At 45.3% G+C, this 17,560-nt stretch carries 15 protein-coding genes; 4 read left to right on the plus strand and 11 right to left on the minus strand.

All coding sequences use genetic code 11. The annotated features are described in order from the left end of the window. Window positions 1-203: 203 nt before the first annotated feature. A complete protein-coding gene (locus WS42_RS11925) occupies window positions 204-896 on the minus strand; it encodes a YczE/YyaS/YitT family protein (RefSeq protein WP_046451140.1) in 693 nt (230 codons plus the stop codon). Window positions 897-1,155: 259 nt separating this feature from the next. Between WS42_RS11925 and WS42_RS11935 the strand changes: the two genes are divergently transcribed. Continuing rightward, window positions 1,156-2,430 carry a uracil-xanthine permease family protein gene (locus tag WS42_RS11935; RefSeq protein ID WP_046451141.1) on the plus strand — a complete coding sequence of 425 codons (1,275 nt, stop codon included), beginning with the start codon at window positions 1,156-1,158 and terminating at the stop codon, window positions 2,428-2,430. Here the strand turns inward: WS42_RS11935 and WS42_RS11940 are convergent. From WS42_RS11940 to WS42_RS11955, 4 genes are all read right to left on the minus strand, one after another. Then, entirely contained in the window at window positions 2,417-2,749 is a 333-nt protein-coding gene (locus WS42_RS11940; RefSeq protein ID WP_022159667.1) for an MGMT family protein, read from the minus strand. The genes WS42_RS11935 and WS42_RS11940 overlap by 14 nt on opposite strands. Further along, on the minus strand, window positions 2,733-3,899 hold the full coding sequence (locus tag WS42_RS11945; RefSeq protein WP_022159666.1) for a DUF4468 domain-containing protein: 1,167 nt from the start codon (window positions 3,897-3,899) through the stop codon (window positions 2,733-2,735). Before WS42_RS11945 ends, WS42_RS11940 begins: the two co-directional genes overlap by 17 nt. A 95-nt stretch (window positions 3,900-3,994) precedes the next feature. Beyond that, the gene (locus WS42_RS11950) at window positions 3,995-4,498 is read right to left on the minus strand and encodes a methylated-DNA--[protein]-cysteine S-methyltransferase (protein WP_046403495.1); all 504 of its coding nucleotides are present in this window, start codon (window positions 4,496-4,498) and stop codon (window positions 3,995-3,997) included. Between the two features lie 146 nt (window positions 4,499-4,644). Continuing rightward, window positions 4,645-6,051, minus strand: a complete 1,407-nt coding sequence (locus WS42_RS11955; protein ID WP_046451142.1) for an MFS transporter — start codon at window positions 6,049-6,051, stop codon at window positions 4,645-4,647. 230 nt (window positions 6,052-6,281) lie between these two features. Between WS42_RS11955 and WS42_RS11960 the strand changes: the two genes are divergently transcribed. From WS42_RS11960 to WS42_RS11970, 3 genes are all read left to right on the plus strand, one after another. After that, entirely contained in the window at window positions 6,282-8,522 is a 2,241-nt protein-coding gene (locus WS42_RS11960; RefSeq protein ID WP_022159663.1) for an inorganic phosphate transporter, read from the plus strand. Window positions 8,523-8,585: 63 nt separating this feature from the next. Continuing rightward, a complete protein-coding gene (locus WS42_RS11965) occupies window positions 8,586-8,861 on the plus strand; it encodes a zinc ribbon domain-containing protein (protein WP_046451143.1) in 276 nt (91 codons plus the stop codon). Between the two features lie 11 nt (window positions 8,862-8,872). Further along, window positions 8,873-9,412: a hypothetical protein gene (locus tag WS42_RS11970; RefSeq protein WP_046403500.1), complete on the plus strand. Its 540-nt coding sequence runs from the start codon at window positions 8,873-8,875 to the stop codon at window positions 9,410-9,412. 195 nt (window positions 9,413-9,607) lie between these two features. Here the strand turns inward: WS42_RS11970 and WS42_RS11975 are convergent, their stop codons facing one another. From WS42_RS11975 to WS42_RS12000, 6 genes are all read right to left on the minus strand, one after another. Beyond that, window positions 9,608-12,115 carry a TonB-dependent receptor gene (locus tag WS42_RS11975; protein WP_113028372.1) on the minus strand — a complete coding sequence of 836 codons (2,508 nt, stop codon included), beginning with the start codon at window positions 12,113-12,115 and terminating at the stop codon, window positions 9,608-9,610. Between the two features lie 147 nt (window positions 12,116-12,262). Then, complete coding sequence (locus WS42_RS11980) at window positions 12,263-13,459, minus strand: DUF4272 domain-containing protein (RefSeq protein WP_046403502.1); 1,197 nt, start codon at window positions 13,457-13,459, stop codon at window positions 12,263-12,265. Window positions 13,460-13,559: 100 nt separating this feature from the next. Then, complete coding sequence (locus WS42_RS11985; protein ID WP_046403504.1) at window positions 13,560-14,087, minus strand: chromate transporter; 528 nt, start codon at window positions 14,085-14,087, stop codon at window positions 13,560-13,562. A gap of 67 nt (window positions 14,088-14,154) precedes the next feature. Continuing rightward, a complete protein-coding gene (locus WS42_RS11990; RefSeq protein WP_046451144.1) occupies window positions 14,155-14,706 on the minus strand; it encodes a chromate transporter in 552 nt (183 codons plus the stop codon). 194 nt (window positions 14,707-14,900) lie between these two features. Beyond that, the gene (locus WS42_RS11995) at window positions 14,901-15,983 is read right to left on the minus strand and encodes a trypsin-like peptidase domain-containing protein (RefSeq protein ID WP_046403506.1); all 1,083 of its coding nucleotides are present in this window, start codon (window positions 15,981-15,983) and stop codon (window positions 14,901-14,903) included. Window positions 15,984-16,004: 21 nt separating this feature from the next. Then, entirely contained in the window at window positions 16,005-17,351 is a 1,347-nt protein-coding gene (locus tag WS42_RS12000; RefSeq protein WP_022159655.1) for a hypothetical protein, read from the minus strand. Between the last annotated feature and the right edge of the window lie 209 nt (window positions 17,352-17,560).

The raw sequence follows: 17,560 nt of genomic DNA on the forward strand, positions 1-17,560 counted from the left end.
TTATAATCTTAGTGAATTGTGATAAGAAAACATTGTATTGACTAAGATGAGGTATGAAAGCTGTATATCTGATGAGGATTGAAAACTGAAAACTAGCTGTGAATGCGAAAAGACGCAAAGTTTCATGTCTGGGAGCTATTGGTCGGAATATACGGAAACTGATGGTCGTTTGAAATGCAGTCTTTCCGAGGAGGGAGGCCGCATCATCCGTTCCGGGAGGTCTTTTTTTGAAGGATGGGCAGCAGGCTGTAAAGTGTTTTGCGGGTGATGATCCGGCGGTTGAGGAAAGTGACGATGTAGCCGGTGATGCAGGCGGCGATGAGCGATCCTTCGCGTATGCCCTCGATGCGTTGGCTGAGGAGGAAGGAGAGGACTGCGGCCAGGGTGACTAAAGTGACGTCGAAGCAGACTTTGAATTTTCCGAATTCCCGGTTGTAGCGCTGGGAAGCATATTTTACGAAGGCTTCGGCACTCATCATAGCCACCCGGGGCTTGATTTCGAGTACGACGCCGATGGATTGCACGACACATCCGGTCAGGAGCAGGGCGACCGACAGTCCATAACTGCCAGGATGTAACTGTCCGGTGAACAGCATATTAAAATCGATGAAGGCTGCAAACAGGAAAGAGAAAGGAATCTGCAGCAGGATTTCGGGGATGTCCCGGCGGCTGTACCGGTCCCGGATGAGCCAGAATTGTCCGGCGATCAGCAACAGGTTGAAGATAAAGGTCCACGTGCCCAGCGAAAGCGCACTGTTGATGCTGAGGACATAGTTTATACTGGAAATGGGGGTAGTCCCCAGTGCAGAACGTACGATCAGCACAATACCCAGGGACAGGAAATACAGCCCGAGGATGAAGACCGGGTATTTTTTTAAAATAGTCTTTAGTTCCATATTGCTTCTCTGAAAAAACAGTGCAAAGATCGCAATTTTTTCTTTTGTATGTTATGTCTGTTTATTACAGCCCGATTGTTTTTTAGTCCGGCCAATGGCGATGTCCGGGACTTTTTTCCGGTAAATACGGATATACTTCAAAATGAAAATTTCATCTTCTTAATGTTTCCGGGCGATGATACAGAGTGGGGGATACTTTTGTTGTTATTGTGGGTTTTAAATAGTAAATTTACAGACGATAATTTTTATTTTTTGTAGGATGAAATTTAATTTGAACGATAGGCCGGGATTTTTCCCGATGTTGATGTATGGACTGCAATGGTGGATTGTTTCTATTCCTTGTGTGGTGATTATCGGGATTATTGTAGCCCGTTTGCATTACACGGATCAGGTCGAACAGATTTTTTATATGCAGAAGCTGTTCGGAATCATGGGATTGGCTATGATTGTCCAGATGTTGTGGGGACATCGGCTGCCTTTAGTCATCGGACCGGCTTCGGTGTTACTGATCGGGATCCTTGCGACGGTTTCGATAGGGGTCGAAGGTATCTATACTTCGCTGATGATCGGAGGTGGAATACTCACTTTGCTGGCTTTTTCCGGTTTATTGTCCCGTTTACAAGCCGTATTTACTCCCCGGATCATTGTTGTGATTCTGTGTCTGATTGCTTTTACTCTGTCCCCGGTGATCCTCCGTTTGATTTTTGCAGGAAATTCGTCTGTCTTGTTCCATTTGTTTTTTGCTTTGTTATTGGCTTTGGCAATGATTTTGGCCAATAAATTATTGAAAGGAATTTGGAAATCCATTGTGGTTTTGGGTGGGATTCTGGTTGGAAGTATGGTGTATTATAGTGTGATGGGATTCCCCGAAACAGAAGGGATACAAGCCGGGCATGAGGGGTATTTCGGATTATGGCCCTGGAAATTCGATTTGGGAGCGGTATTATCTTTCTTTTTTTGTTTTATTGCGCTGATTGTAAACGAATTGGGTTCTATTCAGGCCGTAGGCCGGATGATCGGTGCCGATCATATGGAACGCCGTACTACCCGCGGAGTGGGCATCACGGGTTTGGCTAATGTGGTATCGGGGGCATTAGGGATTGTCGGACCGGTAGATTATTCTATGAGTCCGGGGATTATCGCTGCAACAGGTTGTGCTTCCCGTTTCCCGCTGATACCGGCCGGTATCGGATTGGTTGTCTGTGCATTTTTTCCGGGTTTTATCGAATGTCTGAATGCCATTCCCGGAGTGGTTATGGGGGCGGTTTTGCTTTATCTGATGGCTTCGCAGTTGTCGGCCGGTATGCAAATGATGATCCGGGAAAAGGCGGTCGACGGTTTCGACGGAGGGCTTGTGGTCGGGTTTTCATTGATGGTCGCTTTATTATTATCTTTTGCTCCCGACGAAGCATTGAATAGTATTCCTGCTCTGATCCGGCCTATCGTGGGAAATGGATTTGTCATGGGGGTCATTACGGTATTGATATTGGAACACCTGATATTCCGGTCAGGAAAAAAAGCTAAGAAGGAATAGACAACCAGAGATGCCGTTTCAGATCGACACGACCATTCGGTTGAAAAGTGATTCCTTCTGCGGCAAGTAAGCTTTTTTGTCCGGGCCAGTGAGGAGCTGTCCGTCCTTGGCTGTTGACCACCCGATGACAAGGTAGGGCCGCTGTGCCCGGATGGTGTGACAGGACTTTACCCACCCAACGGGAATAATTTGAAAATCCCGCCAGACGGGCAATCTGACCATAGGTCAGTACCTTGCCGGCGGGAATTTGTCGGATAATATCACAGACTTCAACACTGAATTGATGAAGCCGGAATTCGTTGTTATTTAACCCAGACATTCAGAATTTCTCCGATATACATTTTGTGTAATTGCGTTCCCCATTTTTCTTTGGCCTGGGAATCGTGTAATGCTTCAGGGATCAGCGATTGAGAAACCATTTTACGGCATTCGATAATCATCCAGGCTTCTGAGAATGCCTTACTGCCCGAAGGGGTTGTGATAGGTGTCAGGCCGGCTTCTTTCACTTTGTCTTTGTCTCTTCCACTGTTTGTACCGCAATAGTTGAGGATGTCCCGATACGTTTCGGTGTAGAAACTCAAGGTGTAAGTGTCGTTGTTTTCCATCAGCTGATAGGTGTACCGCGTCGGGTTGATAAAGCAGAAAGCAACCGGTTTGTTGTACATATGTCCCAGGCCGCCCCAGCTGGCAGTCATCATATTGTATTGGGCGTCATTACCGGCTGTGATCAGCATCCAGTTTTCCGACAACATTTTATAGATATTTCCGGGGATTTTATCGGGACTGATCTGACGGTAACCTTCCAGGTTGGCCGGCGTAATGGTATTGTCCGGTGCTTGTACGGTAGTCGAAGTGACAGGAACCCGGGGTACGGCCGGTGTTTGGGTGGCGACGGGAGCACTTACCTGTGTCGCTCCGACAGCCGCTGCTGCATCGGCAAATAATTTATCTACCAGATCGATGGTATGGATCCGGAATTTCCCGGTAGACTTGATCAGTTTAGTCTGCGTTTTATTCAGTGTATGCTGATCGGTAATCTGCTCTTCGGCCGGAATGATTTCCTGACCGGCAGTGCCCCGGTTATACTGATAACGGATAGCGGTAACTTTTAATTCGCATTTCCCCGGTTTGCAGGTGATGAACATTTGGTAATTGATTACAGCCCGGTCGAGCGATAGAGCTTTATTGGTGAATACCAGGTATTCCTGTCCCATGCAGGCGATTTGTCCTTTATCCTGATCGGAGTAAAGTATCCGGCTTTGCAGCTCTTCGGTGGTTATAAAACGGGTAGTCGCCCATTGTAACAAAGTGGCGAATATGTCATTTTGAGAACGTCCCGGGAGGTTCAGTTCTTCGGTGAAAACAACTCTGTCATCGACAACAGGCACAGCACCGGCTAAATATTTTTTGTCGACCTGTGCAAAAAGTGTCACAGGGATCAAAAGAAATAATAGAAATAAATGTTTCATGATGTGTTTTTTTGTGATTTGAACAAAGATAATGGCTGATTTTGGATTTTTGATAAGAATGAGTGTAAAAATATACAAAACAACTGTAAAATATCTCAGTAGTTCGGAGATTCCGGCCATAAAGAAAGGTCGAGCGCTCCTTCGATTTGCAGCAAACCGATTTTTATGTTCAGTCCTCCGGTATATCCGGTCAGCTTACCGCCACTTCCGATCACCCGGTGGCAGGGAATCAGGATTGGCAGGGGATTACGGCTGTTGGCCATACCTACCGCCCGGCTGGCTTTTATATCTCCGCTTCTGCGTGCCAGTTCACCATAGGTGATCGTAGTGCCATAAGGAATCTCCTGTAATAATTTCCAGATTTTGAGTTGAAAAGGTGTTCCTTCCGGCGCAATAGGAAGGTCGAATTGTTTTTGTTCCCGGGCAAAATAGGCGGTTAGCTGTCGGTGGGCCTCTTTTAATAGAGGGGTTTCACTTATTTCGGTCTCTCCGGGAAGTAAGGCCATCCGGTCGCCGAGCCATAGGCGGGTAAGTAATCCGTTTTGCTCTTCCAGGGCGTATGTGCCTAATGGTCCGTCGTATTTGTAAATTGCTTTCATCTTTTTTTCTTTAGGTAGGTGAACAAAGATAGTATTAAAATCATTTTTTGCCTCTTATCGGCTATAAATTTATGTTTGGGTATTATATACGGTTTACCCTAACTGTACGTTTATAAGTGTAAATATTGTATATAACTGCCTGTGTTTTATTCCCGGTCGGTGTGTTTCAGGGGCATTTGCTGAGAGAGGCGGAAACAACTCACGACAGCGGCTATTAAGGCGAATATCGCTCCGGCCCACAGGCACACCGTAGTTCCTTTGGCGTGCATAGCGAAACTGAACAATAGGGCCACAAGGGTTGCTCCCAGGGTTTGCCCTAAAAGCCGGGCCGTACCGATCATCCCGCTTGCCCCTCCACTGCGCTGGATGGGGGCGGAGGCCATGATTGTACTGTTATTGGGAGTCTGAAAAAGTCCGAAACCGATCCCACAAACGATCATACGCCAGATGATCGCCCCATCGGTAGGAATAGCCGGCAATACAGTCAGCAGGAAAAGGCCGGTAGCAAAAATCAGCATCCCGATACTTCCTAAAATTCCGGCATGTATGCGTTCTACCAGATACCCTGCCAGAGGAGCCGTGAACAAAGTTGCTACGGGCCAGGGAGTCAGCAATAAACCGGTAGCTACCTCCGTGCGTCCTAACGTATTTTGTAAGAAGAACGGGAGAGATACCAAAGCCAGCATCTGGGCAGTGAACGAGCAAATCGATGTACATACCGATAGGGAAAAAATAGGTATTTTTAACAAATCTACCGGTAATAACGGAAAGTCCTGGTGTAATTGACGGCGGATATAATAATAACCGACGATAAATAACAAAAAGATTTGGGCTGCAAGTAAATAGGCATTTTCATGATGTGCGAATCCTTCCATCGAGTAAATGAGCAGTCCGAAAGTAAGGGCATTGGCGAGAGCACTGGTTTTATCGAATTTCCGGTTTTGCTTCTTCTCGCGGTGAGGGAGATAGATCAGGCCCATTATCAAAGCCAGCAGGCCGAGGGGGATATTGATCGCAAAAAGCCATTGCCAGCTACCTAACGAAAGGATGATACTCGCAACAGAAGGGCCTGCTACAGCCGATACGGCAACGACCATCGCACTGATCCCCAAGCCGCGTCCTAAGTATTTCCGGGGATAAATGGTCCGGAGTTGTGCCGTATTCACACTTGTGATGGCCGACGCTCCGAACCCCTGGAGCACCCGGGCTACAGTCAGCATCCAAAAAGAAGTCGATAAGACACAGATCAGCGACGTGACACAAAAAACGGCGACTCCCGAAAGAAAAACTTTATGATAGCCGTAGATATCTCCTAGTGAAGAGAAGGACAATAAGGACACCGTAATAGCCAGCTGATAAGCATTCATCACCCAAATCGTGGTCGATGGAGAAGTCCCGAATTCACGCGAAAGAGTCGGAAGTACTACATTGACAATATTAGCATCCAACACCGACATGATTAACGCCAGCGAAGCTGCTATCACTGCCCATATCCGCCGGGGATTGGGCAATCCGTCTGTCGTATCGGTGATCGCAATATTTTTTGAAAACATCTTCCAATGAATTTACATGCAAAAATAGTAAATCTGTCAGGGATTGTCAGAACAGAAGGATTTTTTGTTTCTTTTTTTACTCCCTCTCCCAGTACCACAATAACCCTTCAATTCAGTGAATCAGCCACTTTTCAACTTCTTTTCTTTTGTCGTAACAATTTTGTAACAATTTTGAAATAAACCTGTAACAACTCCCTTCTATTTTTGCGGCCGTAAGTAAAACCTAAAGAATGGAATCAATTTATCTGGGAATTGTTATTTTCCTTTTTCTCCTCGCGATCTTCGACTTAACTGTAGGGGTCAGTAATGACGCCGTAAACTTCTTGAATTCGGCTATCGGTGCCAAGGCTGCCTCGTTTAAAACGATTATTCTGATTGCTGCTGTCGGTATTTTTTGTGGAGCAACCATGAGTAACGGGATGATGGAAATTGCCCGTCACGGTATATTCCGGCCGGAAGCTTTTCATTTCAATGAACTGATGTGTATCTTTCTGGCGGTCATGGTGACCGATGTGGTGTTGCTGGATATCTTCAATACCTTGGGGATGCCGACATCGACGACTGTCTCGATGGTATTTGAGCTGCTGGGAGGTACTTTTGCTTTGGCTATGCTGAAAATTGCTGCCGGTCCCGAGTCTCTGACTTTTGCCGAATTGCTGAATACCGAGAAAGCATTGACCGTTATTTTAGGTATTTTCCTATCGGTGGCTATCGCTTTCTTTTTCGGAACGCTGGTGCAATACTTGTCGCGGATTATCTTTACCTTTAATTATACTACTAAACTAAAATGGACGATTGGCTTGTTCGGCGGGATTGCTGTGACGGCCATTATTTATTTTATGCTGATCAAAGGAATAAAAGATGCTTCTTTTATGACAGATGCTCATAAGTTGTGGGTAAAAGACAATACTTTGACTATTGTCGGTGGGTGTTTTGTTTTCTTCACCGTGCTCATGCAAATCCTGCATTGGTGTAAAGTGAATGTCTTCAAGGTGATCGTTTTGTTGGGTACTTTTGCTTTGGCCATGGCTTTTGCAGGTAACGATCTGGTTAATTTTGTGGGTGTTCCTTTAGCCGGTTTTTCCAGTTATACCGATTTTATGGCAAATGGAAACGGGGTGGCTAATGACTACCTTATGGGAGCTTTAAATGAGCCTGCGAAAACACCGTTTATCTTTTTATTTTTATCCGGAGTGATTATGGTTATTTCTCTGATTACTTCCAAAAAAGCCCAAAATGTAATCAAGACTTCTGTCGATCTTTCGCGTCAGGATGATGGAAACGAGATGTTCGGTTCTTCGGCTATTGCACGGAGTCTGGTACGTTCGATGACTACTTTAGGGAATAACATTTCGAAGATTATTCCGGAGAAGGTCAAGGTATGGTTGGATAGCCGGTTTAACAAAGATGAGGCGATCCTGGCTAACGGAGCGGCTTTCGATTTGGTCAGGGCTTCGGTAAACCTGGTATTGGCCGGTTTGTTGATCGCATTAGGTACTTCCTTAAAATTGCCTTTGTCAACGACTTATGTCGCTTTTATGGTGGCTATGGGTAGTTCGCTGGCCGATCGGGCCTGGGGAAGGGAGAGTGCCGTATTCCGGGTGACCGGTGTGCTCTCGGTGATCGGTGGTTGGTTTATTACTGCAGGAGCTGCATTTATCATCTGCTTTTTTGTAACTATGATCATGTATTTTGGTGGCATGACGGCCATGGTTATTATGATCGGAGTGGCGGCTTTTATCTTGATCCGCAGTAATAATAAATACCGGAAAAAGATGAAGAGTGAAAAACAGGACGATGTTTTTCAACAGATGCTTTCCTCTAAAGATAAGGCGGTCGTTTGGAATTTGCTCCGTCAGCATGTGAGGGAAAATCTGGTGAAAGTACTGGATTTTGCCGCCAATACTTATGGACAGATGACGGATGGATTTATACGGGAAGATCTGAAAAGCCTGCGAAAGGCCGTTTCTTCTACCAATGACGAAAAAGATATTTTGAAGAAAATACGGCGGAAAGAAACACTCGGTATGCGGCGGATCGATAGGAATGTGGCCATTGAAAAGAATACCTGGTTCCACTTGGGAAGCAATAGTAGCGAGCAGATGATGTATTGCCTTAAACGGATGTGTGAGCCCTGTAAAGAACATGTGGATAACAATTTTAACCCCTTACCGGCAGAGTGTGCCGAAGAATTCGTACCGATCCGGGATATGCTGAAAAGTTTGCTCGAACGGACAAAAGATATTATTGACAAAGGAAATTATGAAGAGGCCGATTTGGTACTTGCCGAAGGGGAAGAGTTGAAAACCTGTTTATCCCGTTTGCATAAAATGCGTATCGAAAGAATGCAGGAAGAGAACAGTAGTGTTAAATTGTCTTTGGTATACCTGAATTTGTTGCAGGAGTCACAGGAGTTAGTCAGCATTATGCGGCATATGCTCCGTGCCAGCCGGAAATTTCAGCATGTCTGATTCTGACTTATTTCCTGAATAAAATTATTTATCTTTGTTTTATACAAATTTAAATAAAGAAGGATGGAAATGAAATTTTGCCAGAGTTGTGGTATGCCCCTGCAGGCCGAAGACCAATGGGGTATGAATGCCGACGGGAGTTTGAACGAAGAATATTGTTGTTATTGTTATCAAAAAGGTGCTTTTACCCAGGATTACACCATGGAGGAAATGATCGGGCACTGCCTGCAGTTTTTGGACGAATTCAACCGGGAGGCCGATGTTCCCAGGACCAGAGAACAAGCCTTGGCAGAAATGAGACAATTTTTCCCCGCACTAAAACGTTGGCAACAAAAATAGACGGAGAGCGGATGAGAAATGTTGGATGTTTGTTTCTATTATCGCTGGTGTGCCTGTTTGCCTGTAAGGATGAGACCCGGGAAAATCCTCCCTTAAAAGGGGATGCTTTTTGGTTGGCTAATCCCTGGAAATTTTATTTTGTAGATGCGGAAGGGAAAAGCGTACTCCGTTTAAAGGCGGGGGCTGTCCTGCCCCTGACGGGAATGGAGGTACCCGGCGACCCCGAAGTGATTCCGGCGGATTTTGTTCCTGACCGATCGGGAGAATACAATTATAAACACAATAGCGTAGGCTATGATCATGAAAAAGGATTGTACTATTGGCGAACTTCCGTCCCGGGAAACATTGGGGTCACTCCCAGTCGGTTTTATGTCAGGTTCGACCGGAACGATGTAGATACCGTCCGGGTACTTTTCAAATTTACTTCCGGTGCAGCTGTCGGGGGAGACGGGATCGAGGTTTCCGTCCGGGAAATGTATTATAACGACCGTCTGATCATTAAAAATAGCGATTACAGCCGGGAAGAAGGGATTGTTATAATGAAAAGGTAAAAAGTAAAAGGCTAAAAGCTATAGGCTAATATAGGCTATAAGCTATAGGCTATAAGCTATAGGCTAAAAGCTATAGGCTATAAGCTAGGAGCAAAAGGCGAGAAGCGAAAGGTCATAAACTAAGAGGAAACTTATATTATATCGTTCTTTACTTTTTACCTTTACCTTTAGCTTATAGCTTTTAGCCTTTTACCTTTAAAATTCCTCCATCTCGTTCATCATCTGGTTATTTTCGTCGTGATCGGGACGTTGGGTTTTGTTTTTTCCGGCCTTCATATTTCCGAAGCTGTAGGTCAGGGTAAAGCCTATCGTGCATCCTGTCCGCCAGTTTGAAGCATATTGGCGGAAACCGGTCCCTGAAGTTTCGGTTTTCCATTTCCGGGAATTGAACAGATCACGTCCATTGATGCTCAGACTCAATTTCCGGTTGAGAAAAGCTTTGCGGATTCCTGCATCCAGACTGTAATTCGATTTTCTATATCCCTGTGCGATCAATTGACGGGAATTATAATTACCGGTCAGTTGGAGAGAGAAAGAAGCCGGGAGGATAAGGTTAGCGATTATCTTGGCATTCCATGAAAAATCTTCATTGCTCTTACCGGTCACCGGTTGATCCGCACTCGCCGGCAGATAAGAGAAACCGTCGAGTTTGTTGTAATATAAGTTAACTGTCGTGGTCAGATCCAATATAGAGAACAAATGGTTTTTTCCTACGATTTCTACACCTGCAGATTGGGTTTCAGCCACATTTTCGAACGTACTTTTCATGATATTGTCTTCCAGGTAACTGATACGCTGGATGACATCGTCGGTATTGCGGTAATAGGCAGAAACGGAGAGCGTGTGTGCCTCCCAGTTTTTGATATAATTCAGTTCCATCGAATTGGAATATTGCGGAGTCAGATAAGGGTTACCGAAAGAGATATTGGTAGAGTCGGTGATATTCAGGAAGGGGTTCAGCTGATGCCCCCAGGGACGGTTGATCCGTCGGCTGTAATTCAACTGGATTTCATTTTGGGCAGGCAGGGTGTAAGTTAAGAACACACTGGGGAAAATGCTGAAATAGTCGTCTTTATAGGGAGAGACTTCGCCTTTTTCCTGTCCATAGGCCAGGGAACGCGTATCGGTATGGGAATATTCGCCCCGTAATCCGGCTTGGTAGCCGAAATTACCGAAACGTCCCGAATAAGTCGCATAAAGGGCATGGATATCCTGATCGTAATAGAAACGGTTGTAAAGTTGTTCGTCGGGCCGGGCGTCTTCGGCCGTTTCGCCGCTCTTGGTCTCTACCGGGCTTTCCTGGCGGGAAAAAGTACCTTTATATCCAGCTTCGATCTTGTTGAATTCGTTGAATGCATTGACATAATCGGCCTGTAACTCCCAATTGTGGGATTGCATTTTATTCTTTTGCCACTGATAACTGTGTGTGGTTTCTTCATTTTCAAAAACAGAGCTTTGGAGATAGGTACTCTTTTGATCCATATTCCAGGTGTTCCACGAAGCTACTACATCCAGATTACTGGTTTTACTGAAATCGTGTTTATAACCGAGTTCGACATTGCCTCCTTTCATCGGATTGTCCGAATCGGAAATACGCTCACTGGAGAGAAAAGAATTAGGGATATCGCTTAAATAGTTGATTGTATTGGTTTGTTTACGGGTTCCGAACATTCCGAAAGCGCCGAGATTCAGATGGTCGGACTGGGTCAGATGCCAGGTCAGGCCGGCACGGACGAAAGTTTGTCCGCCATGGCCGTCATTGTCGGAAGTCTGATTGAGGAAAGATACCGGATTACCCGAAGCATCCGTATTGGTCCGGTTGGAGAAACCACCGCCGTCTCTTTTCCGTTCCCGGTAGCCCACTCCGGCATACATCTCCGTTTTATTACTGCTGTAGTTGACATTGCCACTGGCATTCCAGCCGCCGCGGGTGTCGACTCCGGCTTGCAGGCTACCGTAGTAACCTGCTCTGCGGTCTTCTTTCAATACGATATTAATGATACCGGAAGTTCCTTCGGGACTGAATTTGGCCGAGGGATTGGTGATTACTTCGATCCGTTCGATACTTTCTGCCGGTAATTGTTCCAGGATTTGTGCCCGGTTGTCGGCCGAAAGCCCGGAAGCCCGGCCGTTGATCCATACGGTGACATCACTGCTTCCCCGTAAGGATACTTCGCCTTCGTTATCGACTTCGACAGAGGGAATATTGGTCAGGACATCACTGGCCGTTCCTCCCGTAGAAGAGATATTTTGATCGACATTGAATACTTTTTTATCGATATCGAATTTCATTTGGGAACGTTGGCCGGTGACTTTGACTTCGCCGAGCAATTGGCTGTCCTCTTGCAATAGCAGGTTCCGGAAATTGACTCCCGGTATCTGTTTGGAGAGGGTAAAGGGCTTTTCGATTGTTTTATAACCGATAAAAGAGATCGAAAGTGTATAACTCCCTTCCGGCAACTGGGCGATATGGAAAGTGCCGGTTTCATCGGTCACCATGCCTTTCAGGGGTACGGTGGTGCCGGCTTTCCGCACACTGATATTGACAAATTGCATCGGTTCACGGGTTTTAGCATCGATTACTTTCCCCCGGATAACACCGGCCTCTACCGGTAACGATTCGGTCGGTTCTGCCTGGAGCTTCACTCCATAACCTATCAGCAAAAAACAAAGCATTGCTGAGATCAGGATTCTTACATTCATAGTTTATCTATTGTATTTTGTGTTTTTCAACTTTGCCCTAACTAAAACCTCAGACCAGATTTTATAAAAAGAGTTTAGTGTTGAATGGATTATTTAACAGATTTGACTTTTCCTTCACAAAATAGCGATAGATTCTTTCAGAAATATTTAAGTATTGGGTTGAATATCGTCCCAGGCTGCCCCCTTGTTGGCTCCTGTTATCCAGTTGAAGGTATAATGGCGTTCCATGACGATTCCGCCGTCCAGCCGGGCCGGTGCTTCTTGCTTGTGAATATGTGCATCTACACAAGCCCAGTCGTATCGGTAGGTCAGGTCCGCTTGGTCGAGAATTTCCGTTGTGCTTCTGGCGATTCCCTGGCCGAGCAGGTCGCCGATACTTTTGTGTTGCCAGAAGATGGCTGCAATGACAGGCACATCGCAGATCTCGGAAGGATAAGGCAGTTCTTCGACAATACCGGCTGCCCACAACAGTACGGCGCAGTTTTCATAACGCCATACGAATTGGATGCACTCTTGCCCGGTCGGGTCCGGGTTGGAAATATAGGCCGCTTCTGCCGGTGTCAGCCAAGACTGTATTCCATAAATTTCATCCATTTTATTGAAATAGGTCAGCGCTTCGTTCCGGTCCGGGTTTTCGGACAACATCACTTCCGAATATACCGCAACAGCAAACAGAGTAGCGGCACGTTGCATCATTTCTTCCCTGCTTTTGAGGTGTACTTCGGTTTCCGGCACTTCACTTTTCAGTGTTTCCAGATAAGGAATCCCCTGTGTTTGCAGCAGAGCGACAGAACGTTCCCTGCGTTCCCGGTCGGCAGAAGTTTCTTCCGGCCTGTCGCCGTCCAGCAGGTCCGCATGGGCGATCGGAGTAAATTCAGTCAGTTCACTTTCCCCTTCCCGTGAAAATACCAGCTTGCCTTCTCCATCGTACAAGTGCATATTGGGATAAAGCAGATATCCCTTCACCTGATGGGCCAGGTCGAAAAGGGTATTGATGAGATAACGGGTGCGGTCGTTGTTATCGTCGGTTTCGAATACGATCCCTACAACACAATTGAAACAGCGGATCTGGCGCAGCACGTTTTCTTTCAATGCCGGGTTACTGGTTGCTGCCTGGGCGAAATAATTGGCCATTCCTTCGATGTGCATCTCTATAAATCCGGCCTTTTCCCGGACATGGGAAAGGTGGAATACGAGTAGGCTGTCATCCTGAAGAGTTACTCTGATCTGGTCTGCTTCGGTATCGACCGACTGGATTACCGGTGCAAATAAAGACTGTATTCCAGTCAAAATATGCTGAGGGGATCCGATTACCGTATAAAGTGTCAAATGTGCTTTTTCCATAATAAACCGCTTTTTCTGTTTTTTTAATTTCTCTCCTTTTCCGGTTTCTCCTTTCCCTTTCGCTTTTCGCCTCTAGCCTTTCGCCTCTGGCTTTTGCCTTTTACCAATAAATCACCAACCCCGCCACTCCTGCGAGGCAGATCATGAGGATAGGATGTATTTTATATTTCCAGGTAAGTAGAAAAGCGCCGGCGAAGATCAGGATACTTTTATAATCGATAAAGTTTTCTTTATTCATCAATAAGAGGGCAGCAGCTCCGATCAGCCCGACAGTCATGGGGCGTAAACCGGTAAAGGCGGCGGCGACATATTTGTTGTTTTTGAATTTGGCATAGAAAAATGAAATCAACAATACCAGTAAAAAAGAGGGCAGACAGACGGCAAAGGTGGCGATCACCGACCCCCAGACACTTCCAGTGGCGGTGTAGCCGATATAAGTAGCGCTATTGATTCCGATCGGGCCGGGGGTCATTTGTGAGATAGCCACTACATCTGTAAACTCTTGTAAAGTCAACCAGTGATATTTATCTACCACTTCATATTGGATCAGGGAGAGCATGGCATATCCTCCGCCGAATCCAAAGATTCCGATTTTTAAATAAACACCGAGCAATTGCCAATAAATCATGTGTCGTATTTCATTTAGAGTACTGTATACTATTTTTCCTTGATTTCTCCGTTCTCTTTCTCACTCTCTACTCTCCGTTCCCCTGTTTCATTTTTCCTTTGATCCAGAAGGTATAAATCAATCCTCCGATAATACCGGCCAAAACAATATATGCCGGAGATACTCCGCATTTCCATATCAATACAGCTCCGATAGCCGGTAAAATCAATTCTACCCATTTTAAATGAAGCGACCGGGCTGCTGAGATGCAGGGAACCAGGATCAGGGCAACGACAGCCGGCCGGATACCGTTGAATATTTTCATCACCCAGATATTGTCCTGAAAATGATTGAAAAACAGAGCGATGGCCAATATGATACAAAAGGAGGGGAGTATGGTTCCGCCGGCACAAACGATACTACCCGTTACTTTCTTGAGTTTGTAGCCTACAAAAATAGAGATATTGACAGCAAAGATACCTGGTAAAGACTGTGTCATGGCGAATAAATCCATAAAATCCTGCTTGTCTAGCCAACCGCGGTTAACGACTTCACGTTCAATCAAGGGGATCATGGCATATCCACCGCCGATGGTGAACATCCCGATTTTTACAAATGTCAGAAAAAGTGTCCAATACATACCTGATTATCTCTATCCGATGTGCAAAGGTACACTTTATTCAGGAGTTTTCTATGATTGGAAAGCCGTTTCTCTCACTTTCTCCACGATGATGTTGGGGGCGTGGTATACCGTGTGGCCGAATTGAGGAATAAAGTCCATAAAGCCAGCGGCCGCTGGCTTTATGGACTTTATTTGTTGTTTTTAATTATGCTTTAAATAGCATCTTTCTTTGCGTATTCCGAGAATTCACAGCCGAAAGTATCGGCCAGATAGTTGTCCATTTCATCGGCTTTGAAAGCCATATCGGTGATATTCTTTTGAATTTCTTCTGCAAAATCAGAGAAGATATCCGAGATATGAATGCGGTAAGAAAGGTAAATCTGATTCCCGTCCAGTCCGAGTTGATAAGGTTTGATATCTTCTGCACTCAACAGATAAGTCAGTACCGGCTCCAGGTTTTTCTTCGGTAGGTTGTTCAGCGGAGAAGTACAGAACAGATACGAACGCTGGTATACGAACATCCGGATCTCGGAGCTGCCTTTATGGAAAGTCCAGCTTTCATAGCCGACACGTGCCAACACCGGATTGATACCCATGTTTTCGATGGCTTTTTCACAAAATGCTGCCAGTTCGGTAAGGCCTCGCTGCTGGAAAATATTTTCCGGTAGTTTCTCCCCGCATGAGGGGCAATATTCGTCTTCTTCGGATATAAATTCCTCACAACTGTTACATTGTATATTGAAATTATTGCGGTCGAGTTCTGAAATCTGTTCGAGTAAAGTACACAAGGAGGCTATGGGAATGCCGAATCCCATATTATCGGCATTGGTCAGTTTGCTGGTTGTGATTGCCACTACTTCGCCATTTTGGTTGAACATCGGACCACCGCTATTACCCGGATTGACAGCTGCATCCGTTTGGATATAATAACTGTCGTCCATCAGTTGTTTGGGAGACGAGACGGTTCCTTCGGTCGCTGTAAACGGCATCCCGAAGGGATAACCGGCTACGTTGATTTTTTGGCCCAGCGTGACTTCGGTACAGGCCAGGCTGATTTCCGGTAAAGCGGTAAAATCGCCCTCTGCCGATAATAAAGCGATGTCGAGTATCGGATTGACCAGCACAATATTCGCTAAATAACGGTTCTTTTGGTTATCTTCCAGGGCTACCTGACGAAATCCTTCTACGACATGATAATTGGTGACGAAAAGATCGTGTTTTTTCAGGTAAAAACAGCTACCTGATCCCCCGGCATGATTGACTTTATATACGGTTTGAAATATATTTTGATCCATAATGTTTTGTTTTTGAGTTGATTAGTTACCGAAATTCTGGGCTGCCAATTGTTGTACTTTGGCGGTATATTCTTCTGCACTGATCTGGCCACTGGCCAATTGTTGCTGTAATACTTGCACTTGTTGCAGATAGTTTTGCATACCGTTGCCCTGCATCATTTGTTGCATGTTTTGCATCATTTGTTGCTGCATGGCCTGCACGTTTTTCATATATTCGTTCATGTCGACGGTGCCTTCCTCTTCCTCCTCCTCTTCGTCGAGTTCATCCTCCATGATCGCTTCCATCGCTTTATAGAGTACAGGAGCAGCCTCATCCCACGGTTGGGCGGAACTCTTTTGCAAAGCTTTTACAACCACTTGGTTGACATCCTCCTGCAAATTGTTATAGTAATACATCTCGTAGAATTTATAAAGCATCATGACACAAGCGGTCATATAATCACCCGATTCCATATAACCGGAAATCTTTTTGTAACTGTCCTCGAAATTTTCCTGAATGTTTTGTAGGTTGGAACGACGTTTGTTCGGGATAAAAGTCTCGACAAAATAAAGATCTTCCGCCAGTTCTTCTTGGGTCATTTTTTGTAGTTTTTCGATGACTGCTTTTCCCTGGGCTGTGATTTCGGGCAGCGGTATATCTTCGCGGTCCATTTCCCGGATTGCCTTTTGCATATCGTTGAGCAGCTGACCCTGAGGTTGGGCGAAATACATGAATTTCATCAGGGTCGTGTCGATTATGTTCCAGATATAACCGTATTTGCGTGAAGGCTCGAAATATTTTACGGCATCCAGGCACTCTTTGCAACTGATTTGCACGGCTTGGTATATATTCTCCAGGCTTGCTGTATCGTAAGGGGTCGTTTTAGGCTCATAGATACGTTGTGCCCCGAATTTAGTCTCGAATTCATCGTCGTATTTGTCTCCCGTACAGCATATTTCCTGCAGGATATAATAGATTTTGTAAGGGTTGATCAATTGGATCGGACAGCTGTATTCAAACGAAAGGCGGTTATCCCGCAAATAGATCGTTGCCAGATCCATGGCGTTGAAATTGAGTCCTGCCACCTGACGGAGTAAGGGTATCCGCCCTTTTTCAGGAAGAGCGACAAAAGGAGCGGTGATACTGAGTTTTTCCTCGTCCAATTTGATGTTTACGATAATAGAACCGTGGGGAATATGAAATTCGTTTCCCTGTACATTGCCGTATTTCGTCCGGAAATCTCCGTTGATATAATCCAATAAGGCATAAAATGATTTCAGATACTCGTGATTTTCAAAAGCTTCCACGCTCGCATCGAAAGCTTCCACGTTCAATTTACTCTCGGTTGACGAGAGGATAGGAGGAGTAAAAGTTAAGGCTTGTTTCATCGTATAATATTTTTAAAAGATGTCTTTTTTTGACCACACTGACAAATGTAAAAAGGAAATAAAATTATACAAGAGAAGACCTTCTTTTTTTTTGCAGGCATTGACATTTTTTGTTTATTGTTGATACTTTTTCCTGACTTCGTCATTGCGTACCCCAAAATTCTTCGTCAAAGAGTTTAGCTATTTTCTGATGCCTTGCCATCAGCATG

It is taken from the genome of Odoribacter sp. N54.MGS-14 (assembly GCF_000980295.1).
Taxonomy (GTDB): domain Bacteria; phylum Bacteroidota; class Bacteroidia; order Bacteroidales; family Marinifilaceae; genus Odoribacter; species Odoribacter splanchnicus.